Origin of the sequence: Hyphomonas atlantica corrig. (genome assembly GCF_017795365.1) — a bacterium.
Taxonomy (GTDB): Bacteria; Pseudomonadota; Alphaproteobacteria; order Caulobacterales; family Hyphomonadaceae; genus Hyphomonas; species Hyphomonas atlantica.
Genome location: NZ_CP051254.1, coordinates 1,242,266 through 1,260,681, shown reverse-complemented (window position 1 = coordinate 1,260,681; position 18,416 = coordinate 1,242,266). Strand labels below are relative to the sequence as shown.

Here is an 18,416-nt window from a genome sequence, read left to right as displayed (position 1 = left end):
TCTGGAACGGAGACGTTCAGGAGGGCGAGTACAGTCTGGCTCAAAACTTAAAGCGACGATTTGGCGAACATTTCTCGAAACTTTCCCGGCCGAAAGGTGAGCCAATTGTTAATTTGTTGGGCCGCTGCTTTTATTGCTCAGGCTTCAGTCAAACTTGTCTGATATTTGAGCGAAGGGCGGGTGAACACATTCCCTCGTGCCCGCCCGGAGATATCGCCATGGGCCTACTTTTCGAGGGTGAAAGAATCCCGCATCGCGCCTTGGTCGTCGTGCATGCGATACTCTAGCTTGTCACCGAGTATTGAAATGAGAGAATAGCCATATCCCTGATAGGTCTTCGCCCAACGTAGGTCTAGTTGTTGCGGGCGGTCTGACAGATTACCGCCACCGCCGCCAAGCTGAACGTAAATCACCCCCCCCTCGTTCACCGGCACATCGCCAGCCAATGGCCAGGACCTCAGATAATTATGGTGATGCCCGACCAGGACCAAATCAACATCATGCGCTTCGTAAAGATCAACGAAATCTGACACCAGTTCGGGATAGCGTTCTGAAAGAACCGGGTGATGATGGGTCGCAATCTTCCACTTCGCATCTGAGGCCTCCAGGGCAGTACGCAACCATTCACGTTGCTCTACCCGGAAGCCAGGCTGCTCGTCCCGAGCCTCCATATTGGAGTCCAGAACGAACACTTCCACATCCCCATAGTGGAAATTGTAGTATGATCGCGTCGGACCACGGTCAGCATGATAGCGGTCAAACCAGACATAATCATTCTCTCCATTACCCATCACGGGCAAGACCGGCATCTGTGCCATCAGATGCCCCATCGCGGCGAAGTACTCGTGCGTCCACTCCACGCGTTGGTCGTGCCGCCCCCCATCGGTGAGGTCTCCAGCATTAATCATGAAGTGCGGCGTCTCGCGCCAGATGAGATCAGCGAGATGTGCATTAACGTGCGGACGTGCCTCGGTGTCTGATATCGCTGCGAAGATCACCGGATCACCAGGCTCAACCGCGGTACGGAACGAGAGAAGTCCCGAGTTAAGCTCTTCGCCAGCGCTGTCTTCCAATGTCACACGATAGAAATAAGCGGTGTTAGCACGTAGGCCAGATAATTCGGTTTTCGTCATACGGCCGGCCGACATCGCAATGCGCTTCGCGTTTCCAAGCACAGGCGTTGTACCCCATTCGATGAGAGTGGCATGCGGGCGGTCTGCCTCCCAGGTCAGCTGTACGCTGTCCGTCGTCGGCAGGGCGACATGCGGGGCTGCGGTCGTGAAGTGAAACACGTCACGAAAGTGGATGGCTTTATCGACCAGCTCGCGATGGTCTTCAAAGCGAGCGGCGATTTCCACCGGTGAAAGCGCGCGATCATACAGGGCGACATTGCGTAGGAGGTTACCTAGCTCCATATGCGGCTCGCGTGCCAGATAAGCTGCAATTTCGAATTCGGTCCCTATTGGGTAATCAGGCAGCACAACGCCATTGCGCTGGGTTAGCAGCTTCCCTTGATGATAGAGTTTAAGTGTGGCGCCATCGAAGACACCAACCAAATGGTGCCAATAGCGATCGACACCGCGCATATAAGCGCCGCTTTCCGGATCCTGGTCGACTTTGCTGGACTTGAGTTCCATGACCGGGTGCGCAAGCATTGCATCACCAACGCTGAACTGAACGTCCCCCTGCCAAAATCCGAACTGCCAGACGGCCGGCCTGTTGTGATCAGCATCAAACGCCATGGCCGCTGCACCAACAGGCTGATCAACATGATAGGTGACCCAAAACTCGATAGTGAATGCCCCCGCCGGGAGTTGATCCGCGTCCAGCAATCGGCGTTTCCGGTCTGTCGGTGTCTGGCCTAACCAATTGCGCGCAGGCGACAGGCGGTCAGACAGAGGGGCTTCACGTGGAGGGGTGTATGGAATGTCGTTAGAGAGAACGCCTGCATCACCCGGCAACATATAAGCTGGCCAGAATAACCACTCCTCGATTTGTCCGCCTGGCGTAAGGGCAGTGCGTTCCAACTCAGCTTCAGCTGGTTCTTCCTTATGGCCCGGATGCGCATGAGCCTGGTCAAAACACCCTGCCCAGACAAGCGATATGGATATCAAAAGTCCGCGTATCATCTCGAACATCCTCTCAACTCATCCAGAAGCGATCACGCTCCTATGGCGAGGCCGTGACATCCGTATTACGGTCACAAATGTTTCGTATCTAAACCTGAATGCGTGAATTGAGTTCTCTCAGACATCTGAGAATTGTGGCGACGCTGTCATCGACGCTGAGTACCGCGCTGTCGAGGCGAAGGTCAGGGGTTTCCCAGACATGGTAATCCCGGTTCTGAACACGGTCCCAATCGGGTAATGGATGTCCTTTTATGTCTGCCGTTCGCGTCTCCACACGCGCTCTGTGCGTATCAGGATCTGAGCAAACCACTTCAACATTGAACAATTCTGCTCCGGCATCTTGTGCAGTGCGCGCCCACAGGCTGCGTGTCTCCGGCAGCGGGTTGACGGTATCAGCGATGACATTGTTGCCAAGTTTCAAATTGCTCCTTGCGATGGCACAGATCGCGAGATAGCCGACATCTTCGCACGGATCGATTTTCAGAACGCTTTCTCTGAGCGCGGATTCAACCACGTCGACCCGGAGATAAGTTGACGGCAGCCGCAAGCCGAGTGCTTTGCCGATCGTCGTTTTGCCAACACCTGGCAGCCCAGAGAAACAAATCAGAACAGGCATTTATCACCTTCGTTATAGCGTCACGTACCGACTGTATTGGAAATGAGAAGTTGTCCGGTGTCTGTGCGCAGCGTCAAGTGCGCTAGCCTTTTCGTGAATGGAACCCATTATGGAAGTCGACTTACCACCGGGTACACCACTTCGACTGGTGGTAATTGGTATTTCTGGGGCGGGAAAGACCACATTTGCCACACGTGTCGCAAAAGCGCTTGCTATCCCGCAAATTGAGCTCGACCTGCTAAATTGGCGCCCAGGATGGCATGATCGGTATGTCCACGAATTCGAGGCATTTAAGGCCGACGTCGTACAGGCAATTGCCAGTGAGAATTGGGTGCTGGCAGGCGGGTATTCCCGTGTTCGTCCGATGATTTTTGAACGAGCCAACATCGTTGTTTGGCTGGATATGCCGAAATCGATTGTCTTCGGACAGGTTTTCCTACGGTCATTGAAGCGTACGACGGACAGAAAACCAATCCTGAATGGCAATCATGAGTCCTTTTTGCGCTGGTTTAATAAGGGGCATCCCATTCAAATCGTTTGGAATAACTACCAACGGAAACGAGAGAAATACGAAGCCCAACTCTCTGGCCCAGAAGCTGCGCACTTAAAGCTGATACAATGCAGAACACGAAAGGATGTTGAAGCCGCATTTGCCGCCGTGATTCAGCAAAAAATCGACAGGCCTAGACAAATTTGACGGTTCACACCCTGCAAGCCCCGGAGCCTTCATGAGGCTGACACGATGGTTCGGTATCGTATTCGAAACAAATGGGGTGTAGTATCCATGGTGGAAGTCGCCGTTCGCACTGGCATGGTCGCGTTGATGGTGGCAAGTCTTATGGCTTGCTCGGGAAAAACAACCTCTTCAGAGCGTCAGCATGCAGATGACTGGCGTGCAGAAATGCCACTTCTGAAAATGGGATCCAGCGCTTCTGAAGACGAGCCCATAGCACTCCAGCGCATCAAGGTAGTCCAAGAATACCTGACTGATGCACTAAAGGTCCCGGTGAAAATCTACCAGACCAGTGATTACAATGGGAACATTCAGGCAATTTCCTCCGGGCAAATCCATATCGCCACAATGGGTGGGGGATCTTACGCCAATGTCGACGCCCAAATCGGAGACTTGGCAGAGGCAATTCTCGTGCGGCGCGACACGATGGGACTGTCTGGGTATTATTCAACCATCGTCGTGAAAGCTGACAGCTCTTATCAGAAAATCGAAGACCTAAAGGGAAAAAAGCTAGCCTATGTCGATTTCAATTCGACCTCTGGATACATCTATCCACGCTGGGCCATGCGAAATCAGGGGATTGAACCCGAAACATACTTTGCTGAAGCCGCCATGGCAGGCGGCCACATACAATCAGTCATGGCACTGTCAAATGGGCAGTTCGATGCGACAGTCGTTCTGGCAAATGGGGGCACACCCGAAATCGGATTTGGAAATGGCACATTGAAACGGCTGGCTCGCCGCGGAATGATCGACGAAGAAGATTACCGCGTGATCTGGCATGCCGGGCCCGTCCCAAACTCTCCTTATGTTGCGCGAACAGATTTACCGATTGAATTACGGGATTATATAAGAGGCGCCCTCGCCGCAATGCCGTATGAGGCACCGCAAGCGCATACTGGCATGGCACGCCTTCCCGGGAACAATTACAAAGCAGTCAACCGGGACTTCTACGAAGACCTTATTGATATGCGTCTGGAAGAAATCTCCACACATCGCACACGCGCCATTGGCGGCAACAAGTAGGAGTCTGGACCATGATCGGTTGGGTGCAGGTACTCTGCAAGGTCGTAGTTTGTTATGGCGTCGCCATGAGCATAGCACTCAGCACGACAGCACAAGTCGAGAACACAAAAATTCTACCTCTGAAGATCGCTCTACCCCTGGCAGCAGAAACTACTGATGGGGCCGGATGCAAGACGAGCGAGGCGCTTACCGACAAAAACGCGCGGACCTATGCCCGCCACTTGTCCGAACGGTTCAACACTGAAGCCGTGCTGTGCCTGACCACGAGCCTGGAGGAAGCCACGAGCCTCGCTGAACACGGTGAGGTGAATATGGTTTGGGTGGACCAATCAAGCGCCACACCTATCTTGTCGAGCTGGCGTGCATCGCTCACATTGCGCTCAAGAACTGGCCTTGGGCGTCCGCCCTTCGTCCTGTTCGGCAAAGCAAACGCGATCCACCTCGGAGACCTGAATACCAACAAAATAGGATTTCTTGATCGTGCACCTCAAAATCTCAATATTGACCTTGCCAGTCGATTGCTAAGCGATTTTGGCTTTGCAAACGAGACCATCGACCAAGCGGCCCGCTTTGATTCCATTGAGGCCATCTTCACCGCGGTAGAAAATGGCAGCTTAGATGCGGCAATTGTTGAAGCTGGCAGCTGGGGGCGCGCCTGTGCTGTCTTAGAAGCAGACTCGACGATCTGCGACGGGTTTGAAGTTCTGATCTACGATCGGCCACGTGCCGAGAATGCGTTCATGATACCGAGCGAAACGGACATGGAACGGCACTATCGATTGGTAGGGGTACATATTGCACTGCATCTAGATCACCCTGAAGTGTTCGAGTGGTTGAGTCAGGGCAAAGGCCAGGAATTCGATCCTACTGAAGCAACAGCGATGTTGCCGAAGTCCGCTGACCTGGCGATTGCTTTCTGATCATGCCTGATGCGATGACGGCAACACGCGCGCCCATGCCATCCGGCCGGTCTGACACAGACCAGGCCGTTGTCTCATCGTTTGAAGACGAACGTCTGGCCATGTTGAAGCGCCGCAGGGCCGGTTATGCTATCGGATTTCTCGGCATAGGCGCACTATTCCTCTGGTCATTTACAGTGTCCGAAATCATCGGAACGCCACATAGTACTGATCCATTGTCGAGGCTTGGTGAGTTCCTGAACAGAATGAACCCCAACTTGCGAGCCGAAACACTACTCGAAGATGCCTCAACTAAAGGCTCATTCCTGAATTGGTTTTATGGCTGGCGGGTTTGGCTCGCCGCACTATGGGAGACCTTGCAGATTGCGATTATTGCATCCGCACTGGGATCATTTCTCGCTGTTCCTATCGCAATGATGATGTCACGTAACCTGATGCCAATCTCATCTGTTCGGTTTGTGCTGCGGCGTATTTTGGAAGCAATCAGAACTCTTCCCGATTTGATTGTCGCACTGATCCTGGTAGCCGCTTTCGGCGTTGGCCCCTTGGCAGGCATCATCACCATTACGCTGTCAACCACGGCACGCTTGGGCAAACTCTACTCTGAGGTCAATGAGAACGCCGATTTACGCCAACTGGAAGGCGTAAAGTCCACAGGTGCAGGGTGGTGGAGTCAGATCCGATACGGCATCTTCCCGCAGGTCGCACCGAATTATGCTTCTTACGCAATGCTGAAATTCGAAGGCAATATCGGGGCGGCAGCGGCGCTGGGTATAATAGGAGCTGGTGGTATTGGGATCGAGCTGTCTCGCGCCATCACCTACACCCTGTTTGCTGATTACCTCGCAATCCTGCTTTTGATGACCTGCATGATTTTCATCATCGACATGCTATCTGAGTGGATCCGTCATCGCCTCATCGGCGCCTCAGCGGGCGGTGCAATCTGATGGCAGCGGCTTCCCTTGGTCTGTTGATTGCAGAAGCTGAAGCGCTCTCCCCCGGGCTAGTTCGCCGGACATTTGCAGATCGCATCAAATCGGTTGCACCTTTTTTTCTAGGGCTGACGGCATTCATCTGGATTTGTATTGACATCGATTTGTCGCCAGCCACGTTTCTTAGCGGCTTCAGCAAGCTTGGCGATTTTCTCGGTAACATGTTTCCACCAAGCTCAGGGGGACAATTACCACGCATATTGAACGCCATTCTCGAAACCTTTGGGATGGCATTTGCTGGTACATTTCTGGGCGTTGTGATTGCCATCCCACTCGGGATTATTGGTGCAAAGAATATTATTTCGTTCGGACCGTTGCATTTCCTCATTCGCCGCGTCTTTGATTTCTTCCGGGGGATACCCGCTCTGGTTTGGGCACTGGTCCTGGTATCCGCTTTCGGACTGGGCCCGTTTGCGGGTGTGGTCGCACTGGCGCTCGCTGATATTCCAGTCTTGTCCAAACTTTACGCTGAAGCAATCGAGAATGTTGACCGCAAGCCAATCGAAGGCTTGCGGGCCGCCGGGTGCGGGCGGTTTGACGTCATCCGTTATGGCATCATGCCGCAAGTGACCCCGATCATTCTGAGCCAAGCGCTCTATTATCTGGAATCCAATTTCCGCAATGCAGCCATTCTTGGAGTCGTTGGAGCGGGTGGCATTGGATTTGAACTGGAAGAACGGATCCGAATATTTGCGTTCGACGAAGTCTCCTTCATCATCTTGCTATTTATGGTCGCCGTAGCTTGTCTAGATACTGTTTCTGGGAACTTGCGGCGCAGACTGGCTTAGCCTGTTCTCTGCTATGCACGCCCCCAAGATGGGTAAGTCTGGGGCGGGCGCTGTTCCGCAGAGCCTTTAAGGCTCGCTGTACGGCTGCCCCAGATCGCGCCATGCCGCGCTGCTTCGAAAATATCCCCTCCTGCAACAAGGGCTTCCAGCACACCCGCCGCAAAGGCATCACCTGCGCCGGTTGCATCGACTTGCTGAATCGCGGGACTTGAAAACACTGTACGCCCAGTTGCACTGATGATTTCGCCGCCAGTCTTGCCTTCCGTAACAATCACCCATTTCAGCCGGCGACCGCATGCCTCACGCCCCCTCTCAAACACGCCTTCAAGTGAACTATCCGCAATGAGATCTTCTTTCGATCCAATCAGGACATCTGCTGGCAGTACACCCTCACCAGTCAATTGCGGCCAATGTGAAACCACGCAGGTTTCTTCCAACTCGCCCAGACTTTCAAACCCGGGATACATCGATCGAATATAGATACCATCCGGGTTGAAAGACTGAACGGCTGCAAGATCGACCTTTGCATCCTGTCGCTTCAACAGGCGCCTTAACGATAGGTCGAGATCAGGGTCTGAATGTTGAAACAGGATAGTGCGTTCGCCATTTGGCTCAATCAGAACAAGCGTCTCACCTCCTATCCATTCTGTCGGATGCAAGAAGGCACAGTTCACCCCCAAAGCGCTCAAGTGCTTGCGTATCTGTTGTCCTTGCGGATCATCGCGCAAAGTGCTCCATACGGCCACATCGTGTCCGGCGTTCGCTAGGCAGGCCGCGGCGTTAGCTCCCCCTCCCCCAAGCCGCCCACCCGGAAGTTCTGAGTTTGAATCCTGACTCACCAAGCCAAGAATCCGCCCTCCTTGTTCTAATGGTCGATCCAACCATACAGGGCGGTCCCACGCGACACTGCCGAAGATGATAAATCGTGGCATAAATTAAGTTCAATCCCCTCTTGCCAACTGTAGGCAAAGTCGCTTTTAAGTCCCTTTATTAAAGGCGCATTTTTTGACAAATCTCGAATTTGTACGCTGCCAACTCTCGGCGAAGATACCTGACGATCGCGACATTCGTGCGTCACTTCTATTGCTTTGCGCAATCTTGCTCGGTGGCGGCATGGCCGTGTGCATCCGGTTTTTGGGCGATGATTTTTCGCCATTTCAGATTGTCTTTTTCAGAAGCTGCGTGATCTTGTCTGTCTTGCTGCCTCTGCTGGTGCGCACAGGGCTTTCAATACTAAAAACGGATCGACCACTGATGATTTTGGCTCGCGCCCTGTCAGGATTTACAGGACAAATTTTTGGCGTGCTCGCAATCATTAATCTGCCACTCGCAGAAGCGCAAACATACGGGTTTACGCGTGCTTTCATGGTTGCGCTATTAAGCTTGATTTTTCTACAGGAAGCGATCACCAAGCTACGCTGGTTTGCAATCGCCATGGGTTTTGCAGGTATAGTGATTATCGCTCAGCCACAATCTGGGTTGAGCGCATTCGCAGTCTACGCGCTCGCCAGCGCATTTTGCTTTTCGATCAGTACAATCCTGGTGAAGGTCCTTGTAGCTACGCATTCTCGCCAGACTTTGATGACGCATGCGGCCCTGTTCCAATGCCTGTTGGCCAGCATTCCAACCTTCTTTGATTTTCAAATGCCGCAAAGTGGGGACCTGATCTGGTTCGTACTGATGGGAGTGATTGCGTTATGCGTCCAACCTCTGAACCTGGCGGCCTATCGCATGGGCGAAGTCAGCCGTCTCGCACCCGTAGACTTCACGCGCTTGATCATCGCGACTTTGATCGGTTTTTTTGTTTTTCAGGAAGTTCCCGACTATATGTTCTGGGTCGGGGCAGTCTTGATCGTTGGCGCGAATTTATTGGTCTTGAATCAGAAAAGCACGCAGAAACCACAATGAAACCAACGACAAATTCGTAAACCGTCACATATTCTTGACTAATATCCACAGGCAGGATGTGGTTTAATTCAAGCATGAGTTAGATACAGAGGGCGTATCAAGTTGCTTGAAATAGCATCCCTTTCCAAGGACTTTGGCGCTGTAAAAGCCCTTGATGACGTATCCCTTAAAATTGAACCCGGCGAAATGGTTGCAGTGATCGGACGTTCCGGCGCCGGTAAATCAACGCTATTGCGCTGTATAAATATGCTCGAGACACCCACGAGCGGGTCAATCCAATGTAACCAGGCTCAGGTCTCGGACCTGAAAGGCAAAAAGCTGAATGAATGGCGCGCGCGTTGCGCGATGATTTTTCAACAGTTTCAACTAGTGCCACGCTTAGATGTATTGACCAATGTCATGATTGGCGCACTTTGCGGCCGCCCCTTCTGGGCATCCATGCTGAAGCACTTCCCAGCTGAGTATCGCGCCCGTGCGGTTATCGAGCTGAACAAGCTAGGCATGAAAGACCAGGCCCTGCAGCGAGCCGGCACTTTGTCTGGTGGCCAACAGCAACGGGTGGCGATTTCCCGCGCGATGATGCAACAACCTGAAATCCTGCTAGCAGACGAACCGGTCGCTTCTCTGGATCCGCGCAACACGCACGCCGTGATGTCAACATTGAGCGAGATCAATGCCGAACGAGGCATCACCGTGCTTGTAAATCTCCACTCCATCGACATAGCACGGCAGTATTGTCGCCGTGTCATCGGTTTGCGCGACGGTCGCTTAGTATTTGATGCTTCTATTGAGGAACTCACCGACCAAGCACTTGAGACAGTGTATGATGGTGATGAAATCGCCGAAATTATGACCCCTATGGTCAAGCCAGAAACCGGCACGCCGACCATGGGGAGCGCGGCGTGAGCGGGCTGCTAGCGGACTATCCACTGGAACTTGGGTACGAGTATTTCGCGAACAAACGCGTCCCACCGGAATTTACGGCCCCAGTCGGCTATCCGCCAAGAGGAGCCCCTTACATCGCGCCAGGCGGTAGCGTACGTGACACGGTGATGGGGCCATGGACGCGTGTTGGTGCACGGACCTCGCTTAGCGAAACTGTATTCGGCGCATATAGCTATATCGTAAATGACAGCTCGATTGCTTATGCCCGTATAGGGAAATTCTGTTCCATTGCGCGGCAGGCAAGGATCAATCCCGGTAACCATCCAACATGGCGCGCGGCGCAGCATCATTTCTCTTATCGCGCGGTGTCATATGAACTCGGAGATGAAGATGATTATGATTTCTTCCAGTGGCGCCGCGATCATCAGGTCGACATCGGCAACGATGTCTGGGTTGGGCACGGGGCAACAATATTACCAGGCGTGAAAGTCGGCACAGGCGCTGTGATTGGTGCCGGCGCGGTAGTATCCAAAGATGTGCCCGCGTTTATGATTGTTGGCGGTGTACCGGCCAAACCTATCCGGGAACGGTTCCCGGAAAAGATTCAGCAAGGCCTGATGGATTTAGCCTGGTGGGATTGGAGCCACGACAAGCTCGCTATTGCACTTGCAGACTTCCGTGAGATGGATGCCGAATCCTTTGTTGAAAAATACAAGTAAAGTTGTAATCGAGCCTATATGACTGGAGTGCTTATCTTCGTTGTCGGGCCGTCGGGTGTTGGCAAAGACACATTGCTCCATGGGGCCCGCGATGTGCTCGAAGGTGACTCTCGGTTTCATTTTCTGCGGCGCGATATCACACGGCCCGCATCGGCAGGTGGCGAAGATCACGCCCCCGTCTCGGCAGAGGAATTCGCCACTCGGCTGGACCAGGGAGCATATGGTCTGCATTGGGGTGCGCATGATCTTCGTTACGGATTACCGCAAAAGGAATTACGGGTTCTAGCCCAAGGAAAATCCGTAATCGCCAATGGCTCGCGATCAGTGCTTGATCAGGCGCGCGAGCAATTTGACCGTGTGGCGATCATTTCTGTTACTGCAAATGAAGACTTGTTACGGCAGCGTTTGCTCACGCGGGGGCGCGAAGCCCAGCGTGATATTGAAAATCGCATCGCACGCACCACTGCATTTGAGGTGTCTGGCGACGATGTCTTCACAATTTCAAATGATGGCAGCATTGAAAATGGCGTAGCGCATCTCGTCGAGTTGTTGGCGAAACTTGATGGCAGGCTATTTTGTGCACGAGGCCATCAGGATGTAGCCCATCCACGACCCGGCACATATCTGATCTCACGAAGAGGCAGGGAAGTGCTTTTTGCACTGAATAAATGGTATTATCTACCAGGCGGAGGAATTGAGCCGGGAGAGATGCCGATAGAAGCACTGGAACGCGAAGTTCTGGAGGAAACCGGCCATCAGCTGCTAACGCCTCCTGTGCATATTTGTGATGCCAGCCGTTACGCCACGGATATACATGGAAAGCTATGGCACAAGCTTCATCGCTTCTACGTCGCTGATGTAGAGCGAGTTTCTGCACCGGTAGAAGCAGACCATGAAGCGGTTTGGGCGGACCCCGCCGTGATATGGGACCAGCTCTCACCAGAAATACAGTATGCGCTCAAACAGGCTGATCGGCGAGTGTAGGAAATGACGCCCGCGCGATAATATTGAATGGCGCATGCCGATCGACTTGGCGAAATATAGCAATCCCATCCACACGATGACACTCCGCTAATACTGGCTGAAATAGATCTTCCAGCAACTTGAGGAGCTTATCGCGTGTATTGTCCGACAATATGCGACCCGAAAGCGTCATATGCCAACGGAAATCCTCGAAGATATAGGGATAACCCCACTCCAGCATCCGTACATCTTGTTTTGGCGAGAGATTAGCTTTCCTGCGGCGTTCAATATCATCATAGCAGAGCGGGGCCCGGAAACGATCAAAGTCCTTGACGCAACCCTCATGTAAACTACGCATTGCTTCAGTATTTTCAGTCATGCGCAGCGCGAGAAATTGGCCAAGTGGACGAACGGCAAGCCTGACGTCAAATGCGGATTGCTTGACCACAAACTTTTCCAAGTGCGCCAGCAGCTCAGCTTCTGTCCGACCTGCTCGCAACTCGAACGGCGCTTTCATGGTGGCGTGAAAACCATAATGCGAAGGCGAACTTGTCAGCCGATCGATGTCCTCTTCACTGAGATCCGAAAATTCACGACGCGTAACATATCTTCCAGTATACGCATCTCTCCCCAACCATTCAGAGCCAAGTTGATATAGTGGGTGCTGCGCAGCCGGCGTGTAATAGATAGCATATCGTGGAGCTTGGTTCATACGGCGCGACGTCCTTTTGACCAAACTTCCTTAATCACAGGCCAGTGTCCAGGTTGATAGCTAACACGGACAAAGTCGGCCCGCTTGCCCGCCTCAAGCGTTCCACGATCATCCAGCATGGCCATTTTAGCGGGTTCTGCCGTAACCGTCCCGATGGCCTTTTCCAACGGCCAGGAAAAAGGAGCTTCAGCCAGCATGAATGCTGCCCGGATCATTGATAATGGCACATAGTCTGAACACAGCGCATCCAAATGGCCCGCCTCTGCGACTTTGCGCGCGGACGCATTATCACCGTGCGAGCCGCCACGTACGAAATTGGGCCCACCCATTACGGTAACCATATTACATTTTTTTGCTGCTTCGGCGGCTTCGTAGGAGACTGGGAATTCTGCGATATGGCAGCCAAGACCTGACGCTGTTTCGATGTGGTCAACAGTGGCATCATCGTGACTTGCAACCGGAATCTCATAGTCACGGCCGAACTCTGCAATCATGCGTCGACGGGCATCCGCACCTTCAAAATCCCTCCAGGACATTGAGGCCTGCAGGTTTGCTTCAATCTCTTCAATACTACGCCCCCGCTTCAACTGCTTCTGCTTCCAAGTCTCAAGCGAGCCAGACTGCCGGTTTCCGCCGGGCGTATGATCCATAACCGACAGCATTCTTAGACGCTTCGTACCGAGATAAGGGTTCACGAGGCTCTCAATCTCTGGATTGGTGACTTCACAACGCAAATGCAACAAGTGATCAATGCGCAGGGCACCTGAGCCTTCGGCCTCGTCCATCCCGCCCATCATTATTGTAAGCGCCTCTCCACGATCCAGCCCATTCTTGTGACCGCTAAGTGAGAGACTATCAAAAACGGTTGTCACGCCAGCAGTGGCTATCTGACCATCATGCGCCAGGGCGGCCCCAGCAGAATCCCATTGCACCCCTGGACGCGGCATCAGATGTTTTTCCAGATTGTCAGTATGAATATCAATCAACCCGGCGATGATAAAGTCGCCGTCCGCATTGACGGCCGATGCCGCGCTGCCATTACCAACGGAAACGATCGTGTCGCCGTCAAACGTCATCGCGCCTTCGACAATGCCATCAGGCGTTACGATACGGGCATTCTCAACCGCTTTAACAGGCATTTATGCAGGCTCTTTCGCAGCAAATTCAGACACTTCAAAGAAGCGCGTCGCAACGGCTTGCCGCACGGCTTCATCATGGAAAATGCCAATCAGGGCGCCGCCATAGTCGAGCGCGCGTTGTATCAGATTGATGACGCGCTCACGATTGGCCGCATCCAGTGATGCCGTCGGCTCGTCGAGTAACATGACGGGGAAATCGAGCACGAAGGAGCGCGCAATATTGACGCGCTGCTGCTCTCCCCCAGAGAAAGTCGCTGGTGGCAAATCCCAGTGCGCCTTTGGTAATTGCAACATGTCCAGGATAAATTTGGAACGATCCTCAGCCTCTTTGGCGTCAACACCATTGTCGAGCAAGGGCTGCATCACCAGGTCGAGGGTCGATATGCGTGGGATAACGCGCAAGAACTGGCTGACATAACCGAGTGTGCGTCGGCGAATATCCAATAGCTGAAAAGGAGGTGCGCTGGTGATGTCGACCATCTCTCCATCATGAAGAACGCGCACTTCGCCGCCAGTTGGCAGATAATTTCCGTATATGGAACGCATCAAAGTCGATTTACCAACCCCAGATACACCTGCAAGTACCACACATTCACCGCTTTTGACGGAAAGGTGCAGATCCTTAAATACTGGAATCTTCGCTGCGGCGGCATTGTGCAGGACGAAATGCTTCTCCAGGTTCTCAATTTCAATATATGTTTGTCCAGACATGGTCGGGATGTTCCTCAAAGCTAACTAGATTTGCAGCACGGCAGACACAAGCAACTGCGTATACGCATGCTGCGGATCATCGAGCACCTGGTCGGTAAGGCCGGTTTCCACCACGAAGCCGTCTTTCATGACCATCAGGCGATCCGCGAGCAGGCGCGCCACAGCCAGGTCATGCGTGACAACGATCACGGCAAGCTGGGACCGACGCACTAAGTGCCGAAGCAAGTCGAGCAAGCGTGCTTGCACGGAAACATCGAGGCCGCCGGTGGGTTCGTCCATGAACACCAAGCGTGGCCCATGTACCAGATTGCGCGCAATCTGAATGCGTTGCTGCATGCCCCCGGAGAAGTTTCGCGGATTATCATCAATACGATTCATGTCGAGTTCGACACGATTGAGCCATGTAATCGTGTCTTCGCGCATATTGCCATAATGACGGTTGCCGAGATTCATCAAAGGCTCAGCAACATTGGCTCCAGCAGAAACGCGCATACGCAGGCCATCGCGCGGGTTTTGGTGAACAAAACCGAGTTCTTCGCGCTGCAGTCTCCGGCGGTCGGCTTCGGAAAGTCCGAACATATCGGCCAATCCATACCTCTTGGTTGCAAACTCAACCGCACCTGAGGTAGGTTCCAAATGGCCGGAGATGCAGTTGAGCAGTGTCGACTTGCCAGACCCTGACTCACCGACAATGCCCAGCACTTCGCCTGGGAACAACTCAAAGCTAACTTCCTGACAGCCAGTGATCATGCCGTACTTTTTTGTCACTTTTGACGCTCGCAAAATCGGCGCATCCGCGACCAGTCCAATCGTACGGTCTTCTGTGGCAAGTACGGTCATGCCATCACCTCTTGGTCTTTGGAAGCTTCGTCAGAGATTTCAGAGAGCTCATGCTCTGAATGCGGACCGACATGGCCCTGTGCACGACGCTCGGCACAATAGTCGCTGTCAGAACAAACAAACATGCGGTTATTGGCATCGTCGAGAACGACTTCATCCATATAGCTGTCTTCGGCACCGCAGAGACCGCAGACTTCATCCCAGGACTGAACTTCGAAAGGGTAATCTTCGAAACCCAGACTCTCTACCTTCGTAAACGGCGGGACGGCATAAATGCGCTTCTCGCGACCTGCACCGAACAGATGCAGAGCCGGGCTATTGTGAAGTTTTGGATTGTCAAACTTCGGAATTGGAGATGGCGACATGACATAACGATCGTCTATCATCACAGGATAACCTGCTGTCGCCGCGATCCGCCCAAACTTAGATACATTCTCATAGAGGCGGACATATTGAAGGCCATATTCTTCGTAGGCATGCATCGCACGCGTCTCCGTTTCGCGTGCTTCCAGACTGCGCAGCGGTTCAGGCTGCGGCACTTGGAACACTAGGATCTGACCTTCTACCAGTGGCTTTTCTGGTATGCGGTGCCGGCTTTGAATGATGGTCGCTTCAGCAGTGTGCTCTGTCGTCGCAACGCCGCCTACCTTGGCAAAGAAACGGCGGATTGAGACAGCATTGGTTGTATCGTCAGCACCCTGGTCGATACATTTAAACGTGTCGTTTGGACCAACGAGGCTGGCCGTGATTTGAATGCCGCCCGTGCCCCAGCCATAAGGGACGGGCATCTCACGAGAACCAAACGGCACCTGATAGCCTGGTACAGCCACCGCCTTCAAAATCGCGCGACGGACCATGCGCTTGGTCTGCTCGTCAAGATAAGCGAAATTGTAGTCCGCCAAGCCCGGCCCAGCATTTGCTGACATAGATTGAGAATCGGTCATTCTGCTGCTTCCTTTGCGGCTTGGCGCTCGGCCCACTCTTGGCGTTGCTTGCGCACAAACTGCAAGCTGGCCTGGAAATCGACGTAATGCGGCAATTTCAAGTGCTGCACGAAGCCTGAAGCTTCGACATTGTCACAGTGATAGAGCACGAACTCTTCATCATGTGCGGCGAACTCAGGTTTCTCGCCTTCGGCAGGACGATTCTTCAGTGCCCGGTCAACGATCGCCATCGACATGGTCTTGCGTTCATTATGCCCGAACGTCAGGCCATAACCGCGCGCGTAGCACGGAGGCTCTTCGCCGACCGATCTGGAGTTTGAAATCATCTGGCACTCCGTGACCATGACCTTGCCTATCGTGATCGGAAAGCCCAACTCTTCCGGGATGAATTCCACATCAACTTCGCCAACCCGGATCTCGCCACAGAGCGGATGCGTGCCACCCCAGCCACGTTGGGTGGAATAAGCGAGCGACAGCAGAAAACCTTCGTCGCCGCGCGCCAGAGACTGTAAGCGCTGGTCGCGATCGGCAGGAAAACTCATCGGCTCACGTGTCAGGTCAAAGGGGCCAGTTTCATCTTCATTGGGGGGGGCGGCTTCATGCTCCAACAAACCTTCATGTGCGAACACATCCTCAATATTCGGCAGCATTTCAGGCAAGCGCTCCTCAACTTGCTCGGGGCGCTCAAGGGGCGTCTCTCCGTTCGCCATCAGCTGGAAGTCAAGCAGGCGATGAGTGTAATCGAAAGTCGGCCCGAGGACCTGCCCGCCCGGAATGTCCTTAAATGCAGCTGAGACCCGGCGCTCAACGCGCATTTCGCGAGTGTTAAGTGCCTCACTAATGCCAAAGCGAGCCAGCGTCGTGCGATAAGCGCGCAGCAGAAAAATCGCTTCGCCGATATCGCCGCGAGCTTGCTTGACGGCAAGCGCTGCCAGATCACGATCATAGCAGGAGCCTTCCGCCATCACGCGGTCGACAGCCAATGAAAGTTGTTCGCGAATTTGTTCGGAGTGAATTTCCGGAATGGACGGATCGCCGCGACGATCTTCTGCGAGGAGATTATGAGCGTTCGTGATGGCACGCTCACCGCCTTTTACTGCGACATATGCCATGTAGTCGTACCTTTAAACGAGCGTGGTTCTAGTTGTGCGAGGCAGGCCAAGGACCTTATTCTCCGCGGTGAAGTAGCAGTCTATTCCGAGCTGAAAGTCGGCGACGTTCTCAGTACGCTCGGCCCAGAAAGACTCGGACAGCCCTACTGGGTGGATCGTCTCTGAGGTTTCAATGCCCGGCCCCTCCAGCGTCACAGCCTGCCCCGTGTCCAGAGAAGGCAGTTGAATGACTAGGCTGGTCGAAGTGTCAGGGTACTTTGCATCGCCCTGATGAAACTCATCCAGGGCGGGCCAAGCATCGCCTTCCTGAAGGAATGCGAAACTAGCTTCCTTGGGTACGGCCGTGATCGGAGCGCTGCAATGGAAACGCAGCCACGAGACAATCGCGCCTGTGTTCAAAGACGGGCTCAAATAGATCGGTGTATCAAAATCCATCAAGGTCAACGCCAAGCCGGCTGATGCGAGGTTAAGTGGCTCGGGTGCAGAAAGCACATCCAGAGCCGCCATCTTGCCTGGCCGGGACAAGGCATCAAGAACCTTGCGAAAGCAGGCCTGCGCATCAAGGACAGGATCAGCAAACCCCGATTGGACAGCAGAAAGGTCAAGCGTCTGGGTCATTTCTTGTCCTCCCGTGTCCGGACCATGGTGAAGAAATTGACACGTGTCGCAGCCACTTTTGCGGCACGCTCTGATTCGCGCGCTTCAATTTGCTGCTTTAGAGGAGCGACCAGCGCATCATAGGCTTTCTGATGATGGGTTTCTGATTGCAGCAAAGCATCAGCTTTCGCAGCAATCAGCGCGTGCTCCAGATTGCGCCCCGAGATATAGGAGACACCAGTCTGCCCCTCAGCGAGTCGTACGGCGCATCGTGTCACCGTCATCTCACCAAGATTGAATTGCCCTCCGGCACTGCCTGCCCGTCCACGCACCATGACCAAGCCGCGCTCCGGCTTGCGAATGATTTCGCACGAAACCTCATTCAATTCGGTTGCGTTCGCCCAAACGGCTTCAACTTGCTCGGATGCGCTACAGGCGAGCACTTTCATCCACGCCTGGCGTTCCCCATGGGCACCCTGCGGAGGTTTGTCAGTTTCAACAAATTTTTGATTCATTAGATTTACGTGTTGCGAGAATTGATGAAAAGATCTAGTTAACGAGAAGCAAAAATATTCAATTTTTAGCGTAATTGCAATAATGAATTCTATGATGAATTTATAAACAAGCATAAATTTGTCTACTTATAAGTATTCATGAAATAAAATGTCTTTTCAGGGGATCT

20 protein-coding genes are annotated in these 18,416 nt (G+C 53.3%); 9 read left to right on the top strand and 11 right to left on the bottom strand.

Features of this window, described 5'->3' with window-relative positions; genetic code table 11:
- Positions 1 to 224: 224 nt before the first annotated feature.
- Positions 225 to 2,129: a metallophosphoesterase gene (locus tag HF931_RS06330; protein ID WP_273242529.1), complete on the bottom strand. Its 1,905-nt coding sequence runs from the start codon at positions 2,127 to 2,129 to the stop codon at positions 225 to 227.
- Positions 2,130 to 2,217: 88 nt separating this feature from the next.
- The gene (locus tag HF931_RS06325) at positions 2,218 to 2,745 is read right to left on the bottom strand and encodes an AAA family ATPase (protein ID WP_273242527.1); all 528 of its coding nucleotides are present in this window, start codon (positions 2,743 to 2,745) and stop codon (positions 2,218 to 2,220) included.
- A 109-nt stretch (positions 2,746 to 2,854) separates the two neighbouring features.
- On the opposite strand from HF931_RS06325, the gene HF931_RS06320 reads away from it, so the two are divergent.
- The 5 genes from HF931_RS06320 to phnE (HF931_RS06300) are packed head-to-tail and all read left to right on the top strand — an operon-like array spanning position 2,855 to position 7,204.
- Complete coding sequence (locus HF931_RS06320) at positions 2,855 to 3,442, top strand: P-loop NTPase family protein (RefSeq protein WP_273242525.1); 588 nt, start codon at positions 2,855 to 2,857, stop codon at positions 3,440 to 3,442.
- Positions 3,443 to 3,487: 45 nt separating this feature from the next.
- Positions 3,488 to 4,504, top strand: coding sequence for a phosphate/phosphite/phosphonate ABC transporter substrate-binding protein (phnD, locus tag HF931_RS06315; RefSeq protein ID WP_273242523.1), 1,017 nt, complete (start codon positions 3,488 to 3,490; stop codon positions 4,502 to 4,504).
- Between the two features lie 11 nt (positions 4,505 to 4,515).
- Positions 4,516 to 5,424: a hypothetical protein gene (locus tag HF931_RS06310; RefSeq protein ID WP_273242521.1), complete on the top strand. Its 909-nt coding sequence runs from the start codon at positions 4,516 to 4,518 to the stop codon at positions 5,422 to 5,424.
- A gap of 2 nt (positions 5,425 to 5,426) precedes the next feature.
- Positions 5,427 to 6,371, top strand: a complete 945-nt coding sequence (gene phnE / locus HF931_RS06305; RefSeq protein WP_273242519.1) for a phosphonate ABC transporter, permease protein PhnE — start codon at positions 5,427 to 5,429, stop codon at positions 6,369 to 6,371.
- On the top strand, positions 6,371 to 7,204 hold the full coding sequence (phnE, locus tag HF931_RS06300; protein ID WP_273242518.1) for a phosphonate ABC transporter, permease protein PhnE: 834 nt from the start codon (positions 6,371 to 6,373) through the stop codon (positions 7,202 to 7,204). Before phnE (HF931_RS06305) ends, phnE (HF931_RS06300) begins: the two co-directional genes overlap by 1 nt.
- An 11-nt stretch (positions 7,205 to 7,215) precedes the next feature.
- Here phnE (HF931_RS06300) and HF931_RS06295 read toward each other — a convergent pair whose 3' ends face one another.
- The gene (locus HF931_RS06295) at positions 7,216 to 8,136 is read right to left on the bottom strand and encodes a PfkB family carbohydrate kinase (RefSeq protein ID WP_273242516.1); all 921 of its coding nucleotides are present in this window, start codon (positions 8,134 to 8,136) and stop codon (positions 7,216 to 7,218) included.
- Positions 8,137 to 8,209: 73 nt separating this feature from the next.
- Here HF931_RS06295 and HF931_RS06290 point away from each other — a divergent pair, with 73 nt between their 5' ends.
- The 4 genes from HF931_RS06290 (at position 8,210) to phnN (ending at position 11,700) form a co-directional block, all read left to right on the top strand.
- Entirely contained in the window at positions 8,210 to 9,112 is a 903-nt protein-coding gene (locus HF931_RS06290) for a DMT family transporter (protein WP_273242514.1), read from the top strand.
- Positions 9,113 to 9,214: 102 nt separating this feature from the next.
- Positions 9,215 to 10,018: a phosphonate ABC transporter ATP-binding protein gene (phnC, locus tag HF931_RS06285; RefSeq protein WP_273242513.1), complete on the top strand. Its 804-nt coding sequence runs from the start codon at positions 9,215 to 9,217 to the stop codon at positions 10,016 to 10,018.
- On the top strand, positions 10,015 to 10,716 hold the full coding sequence (locus tag HF931_RS06280) for a DapH/DapD/GlmU-related protein (protein ID WP_273242512.1): 702 nt from the start codon (positions 10,015 to 10,017) through the stop codon (positions 10,714 to 10,716). The genes phnC and HF931_RS06280 overlap by 4 nt, the downstream gene beginning before the upstream one ends.
- An 18-nt stretch (positions 10,717 to 10,734) precedes the next feature.
- Entirely contained in the window at positions 10,735 to 11,700 is a 966-nt protein-coding gene (phnN, locus tag HF931_RS06275) for a phosphonate metabolism protein/1,5-bisphosphokinase (PRPP-forming) PhnN (RefSeq protein ID WP_273242510.1), read from the top strand.
- On the opposite strand, the gene HF931_RS06270 is transcribed toward phnN, so the two are convergent.
- From HF931_RS06270 to phnG, 8 genes are read right to left on the bottom strand one after another with little or no spacing between them, the layout of a single operon-like run.
- Positions 11,675 to 12,391 carry a DUF1045 domain-containing protein gene (locus HF931_RS06270; RefSeq protein WP_273242508.1) on the bottom strand — a complete coding sequence of 239 codons (717 nt, stop codon included), beginning with the start codon at positions 12,389 to 12,391 and terminating at the stop codon, positions 11,675 to 11,677. The genes phnN and HF931_RS06270 overlap by 26 nt on opposite strands.
- Positions 12,388 to 13,530 carry an alpha-D-ribose 1-methylphosphonate 5-triphosphate diphosphatase gene (locus tag HF931_RS06265; RefSeq protein WP_273242506.1) on the bottom strand — a complete coding sequence of 381 codons (1,143 nt, stop codon included), beginning with the start codon at positions 13,528 to 13,530 and terminating at the stop codon, positions 12,388 to 12,390. Before HF931_RS06265 ends, HF931_RS06270 begins: the two co-directional genes overlap by 4 nt.
- The gene (gene phnL, locus HF931_RS06260) at positions 13,531 to 14,241 is read right to left on the bottom strand and encodes a phosphonate C-P lyase system protein PhnL (protein WP_273242504.1); all 711 of its coding nucleotides are present in this window, start codon (positions 14,239 to 14,241) and stop codon (positions 13,531 to 13,533) included. It abuts the gene before it with no gap.
- A gap of 24 nt (positions 14,242 to 14,265) precedes the next feature.
- Entirely contained in the window at positions 14,266 to 15,081 is an 816-nt protein-coding gene (gene phnK, locus HF931_RS06255; RefSeq protein ID WP_273242502.1) for a phosphonate C-P lyase system protein PhnK, read from the bottom strand.
- Positions 15,078 to 16,025: an alpha-D-ribose 1-methylphosphonate 5-phosphate C-P-lyase PhnJ gene (locus HF931_RS06250; RefSeq protein WP_273242500.1), complete on the bottom strand. Its 948-nt coding sequence runs from the start codon at positions 16,023 to 16,025 to the stop codon at positions 15,078 to 15,080. The genes phnK and HF931_RS06250 overlap by 4 nt, the downstream gene beginning before the upstream one ends.
- Positions 16,022 to 17,137, bottom strand: a complete 1,116-nt coding sequence (locus HF931_RS06245; RefSeq protein ID WP_273242498.1) for a carbon-phosphorus lyase complex subunit — start codon at positions 17,135 to 17,137, stop codon at positions 16,022 to 16,024. Before HF931_RS06245 ends, HF931_RS06250 begins: the two co-directional genes overlap by 4 nt.
- A 12-nt stretch (positions 17,138 to 17,149) precedes the next feature.
- Positions 17,150 to 17,755: a phosphonate C-P lyase system protein PhnH gene (phnH, locus tag HF931_RS06240; RefSeq protein WP_273242496.1), complete on the bottom strand. Its 606-nt coding sequence runs from the start codon at positions 17,753 to 17,755 to the stop codon at positions 17,150 to 17,152.
- Positions 17,752 to 18,363 (bottom strand): phosphonate C-P lyase system protein PhnG, encoded by a 612-nt coding sequence (phnG, locus tag HF931_RS06235; RefSeq protein ID WP_273242494.1) that lies wholly within the window; start codon positions 18,361 to 18,363, stop codon positions 17,752 to 17,754. The genes phnH and phnG overlap by 4 nt, the downstream gene beginning before the upstream one ends.
- Between the last annotated feature and the right edge of the window lie 53 nt (positions 18,364 to 18,416).

What these genes read in the sequence shown, in the direction of transcription:
- HF931_RS06330 (WP_273242529.1), bottom strand. Translation starts at nt 2,129, where the DNA reads ATGATACGCGGACTTTTGATATCCATATCGCTTGTCTGGGCAGGGTGT.
- HF931_RS06325 (WP_273242527.1), bottom strand. Translation starts at nt 2,745, where the DNA reads ATGCCTGTTCTGATTTGTTTCTCTGGGCTGCCAGGTGTTGGCAAAACG.
- HF931_RS06320 (WP_273242525.1), top strand. Translation starts at nt 2,855, where the DNA reads ATGGAAGTCGACTTACCACCGGGTACACCACTTCGACTGGTGGTAATT.
- phnD (WP_273242523.1), top strand. Translation starts at nt 3,488, where the DNA reads ATGGTTCGGTATCGTATTCGAAACAAATGGGGTGTAGTATCCATGGTG.
- HF931_RS06310 (WP_273242521.1), top strand. Translation starts at nt 4,516, where the DNA reads ATGATCGGTTGGGTGCAGGTACTCTGCAAGGTCGTAGTTTGTTATGGC.
- phnE (WP_273242519.1), top strand. Translation starts at nt 5,427, where the DNA reads ATGCCTGATGCGATGACGGCAACACGCGCGCCCATGCCATCCGGCCGG.
- phnE (WP_273242518.1), top strand. Translation starts at nt 6,371, where the DNA reads ATGGCAGCGGCTTCCCTTGGTCTGTTGATTGCAGAAGCTGAAGCGCTC.
- HF931_RS06295 (WP_273242516.1), bottom strand. Translation starts at nt 8,136, where the DNA reads ATGCCACGATTTATCATCTTCGGCAGTGTCGCGTGGGACCGCCCTGTA.
- phnN (WP_273242510.1), top strand. Translation starts at nt 10,735, where the DNA reads ATGACTGGAGTGCTTATCTTCGTTGTCGGGCCGTCGGGTGTTGGCAAA.
- HF931_RS06270 (WP_273242508.1), bottom strand. Translation starts at nt 12,391, where the DNA reads ATGAACCAAGCTCCACGATATGCTATCTATTACACGCCGGCTGCGCAG.
- HF931_RS06265 (WP_273242506.1), bottom strand. Translation starts at nt 13,530, where the DNA reads ATGCCTGTTAAAGCGGTTGAGAATGCCCGTATCGTAACGCCTGATGGC.
- phnL (WP_273242504.1), bottom strand. Translation starts at nt 14,241, where the DNA reads ATGTCTGGACAAACATATATTGAAATTGAGAACCTGGAGAAGCATTTC.
- phnK (WP_273242502.1), bottom strand. Translation starts at nt 15,081, where the DNA reads ATGACCGTACTTGCCACAGAAGACCGTACGATTGGACTGGTCGCGGAT.
- HF931_RS06250 (WP_273242500.1), bottom strand. Translation starts at nt 16,025, where the DNA reads ATGACCGATTCTCAATCTATGTCAGCAAATGCTGGGCCGGGCTTGGCG.
- HF931_RS06245 (WP_273242498.1), bottom strand. Translation starts at nt 17,137, where the DNA reads ATGGCATATGTCGCAGTAAAAGGCGGTGAGCGTGCCATCACGAACGCT.
- phnH (WP_273242496.1), bottom strand. Translation starts at nt 17,755, where the DNA reads ATGACCCAGACGCTTGACCTTTCTGCTGTCCAATCGGGGTTTGCTGAT.
- phnG (WP_273242494.1), bottom strand. Translation starts at nt 18,363, where the DNA reads ATGCTTGTTTATAAATTCATCATAGAATTCATTATTGCAATTACGCTA.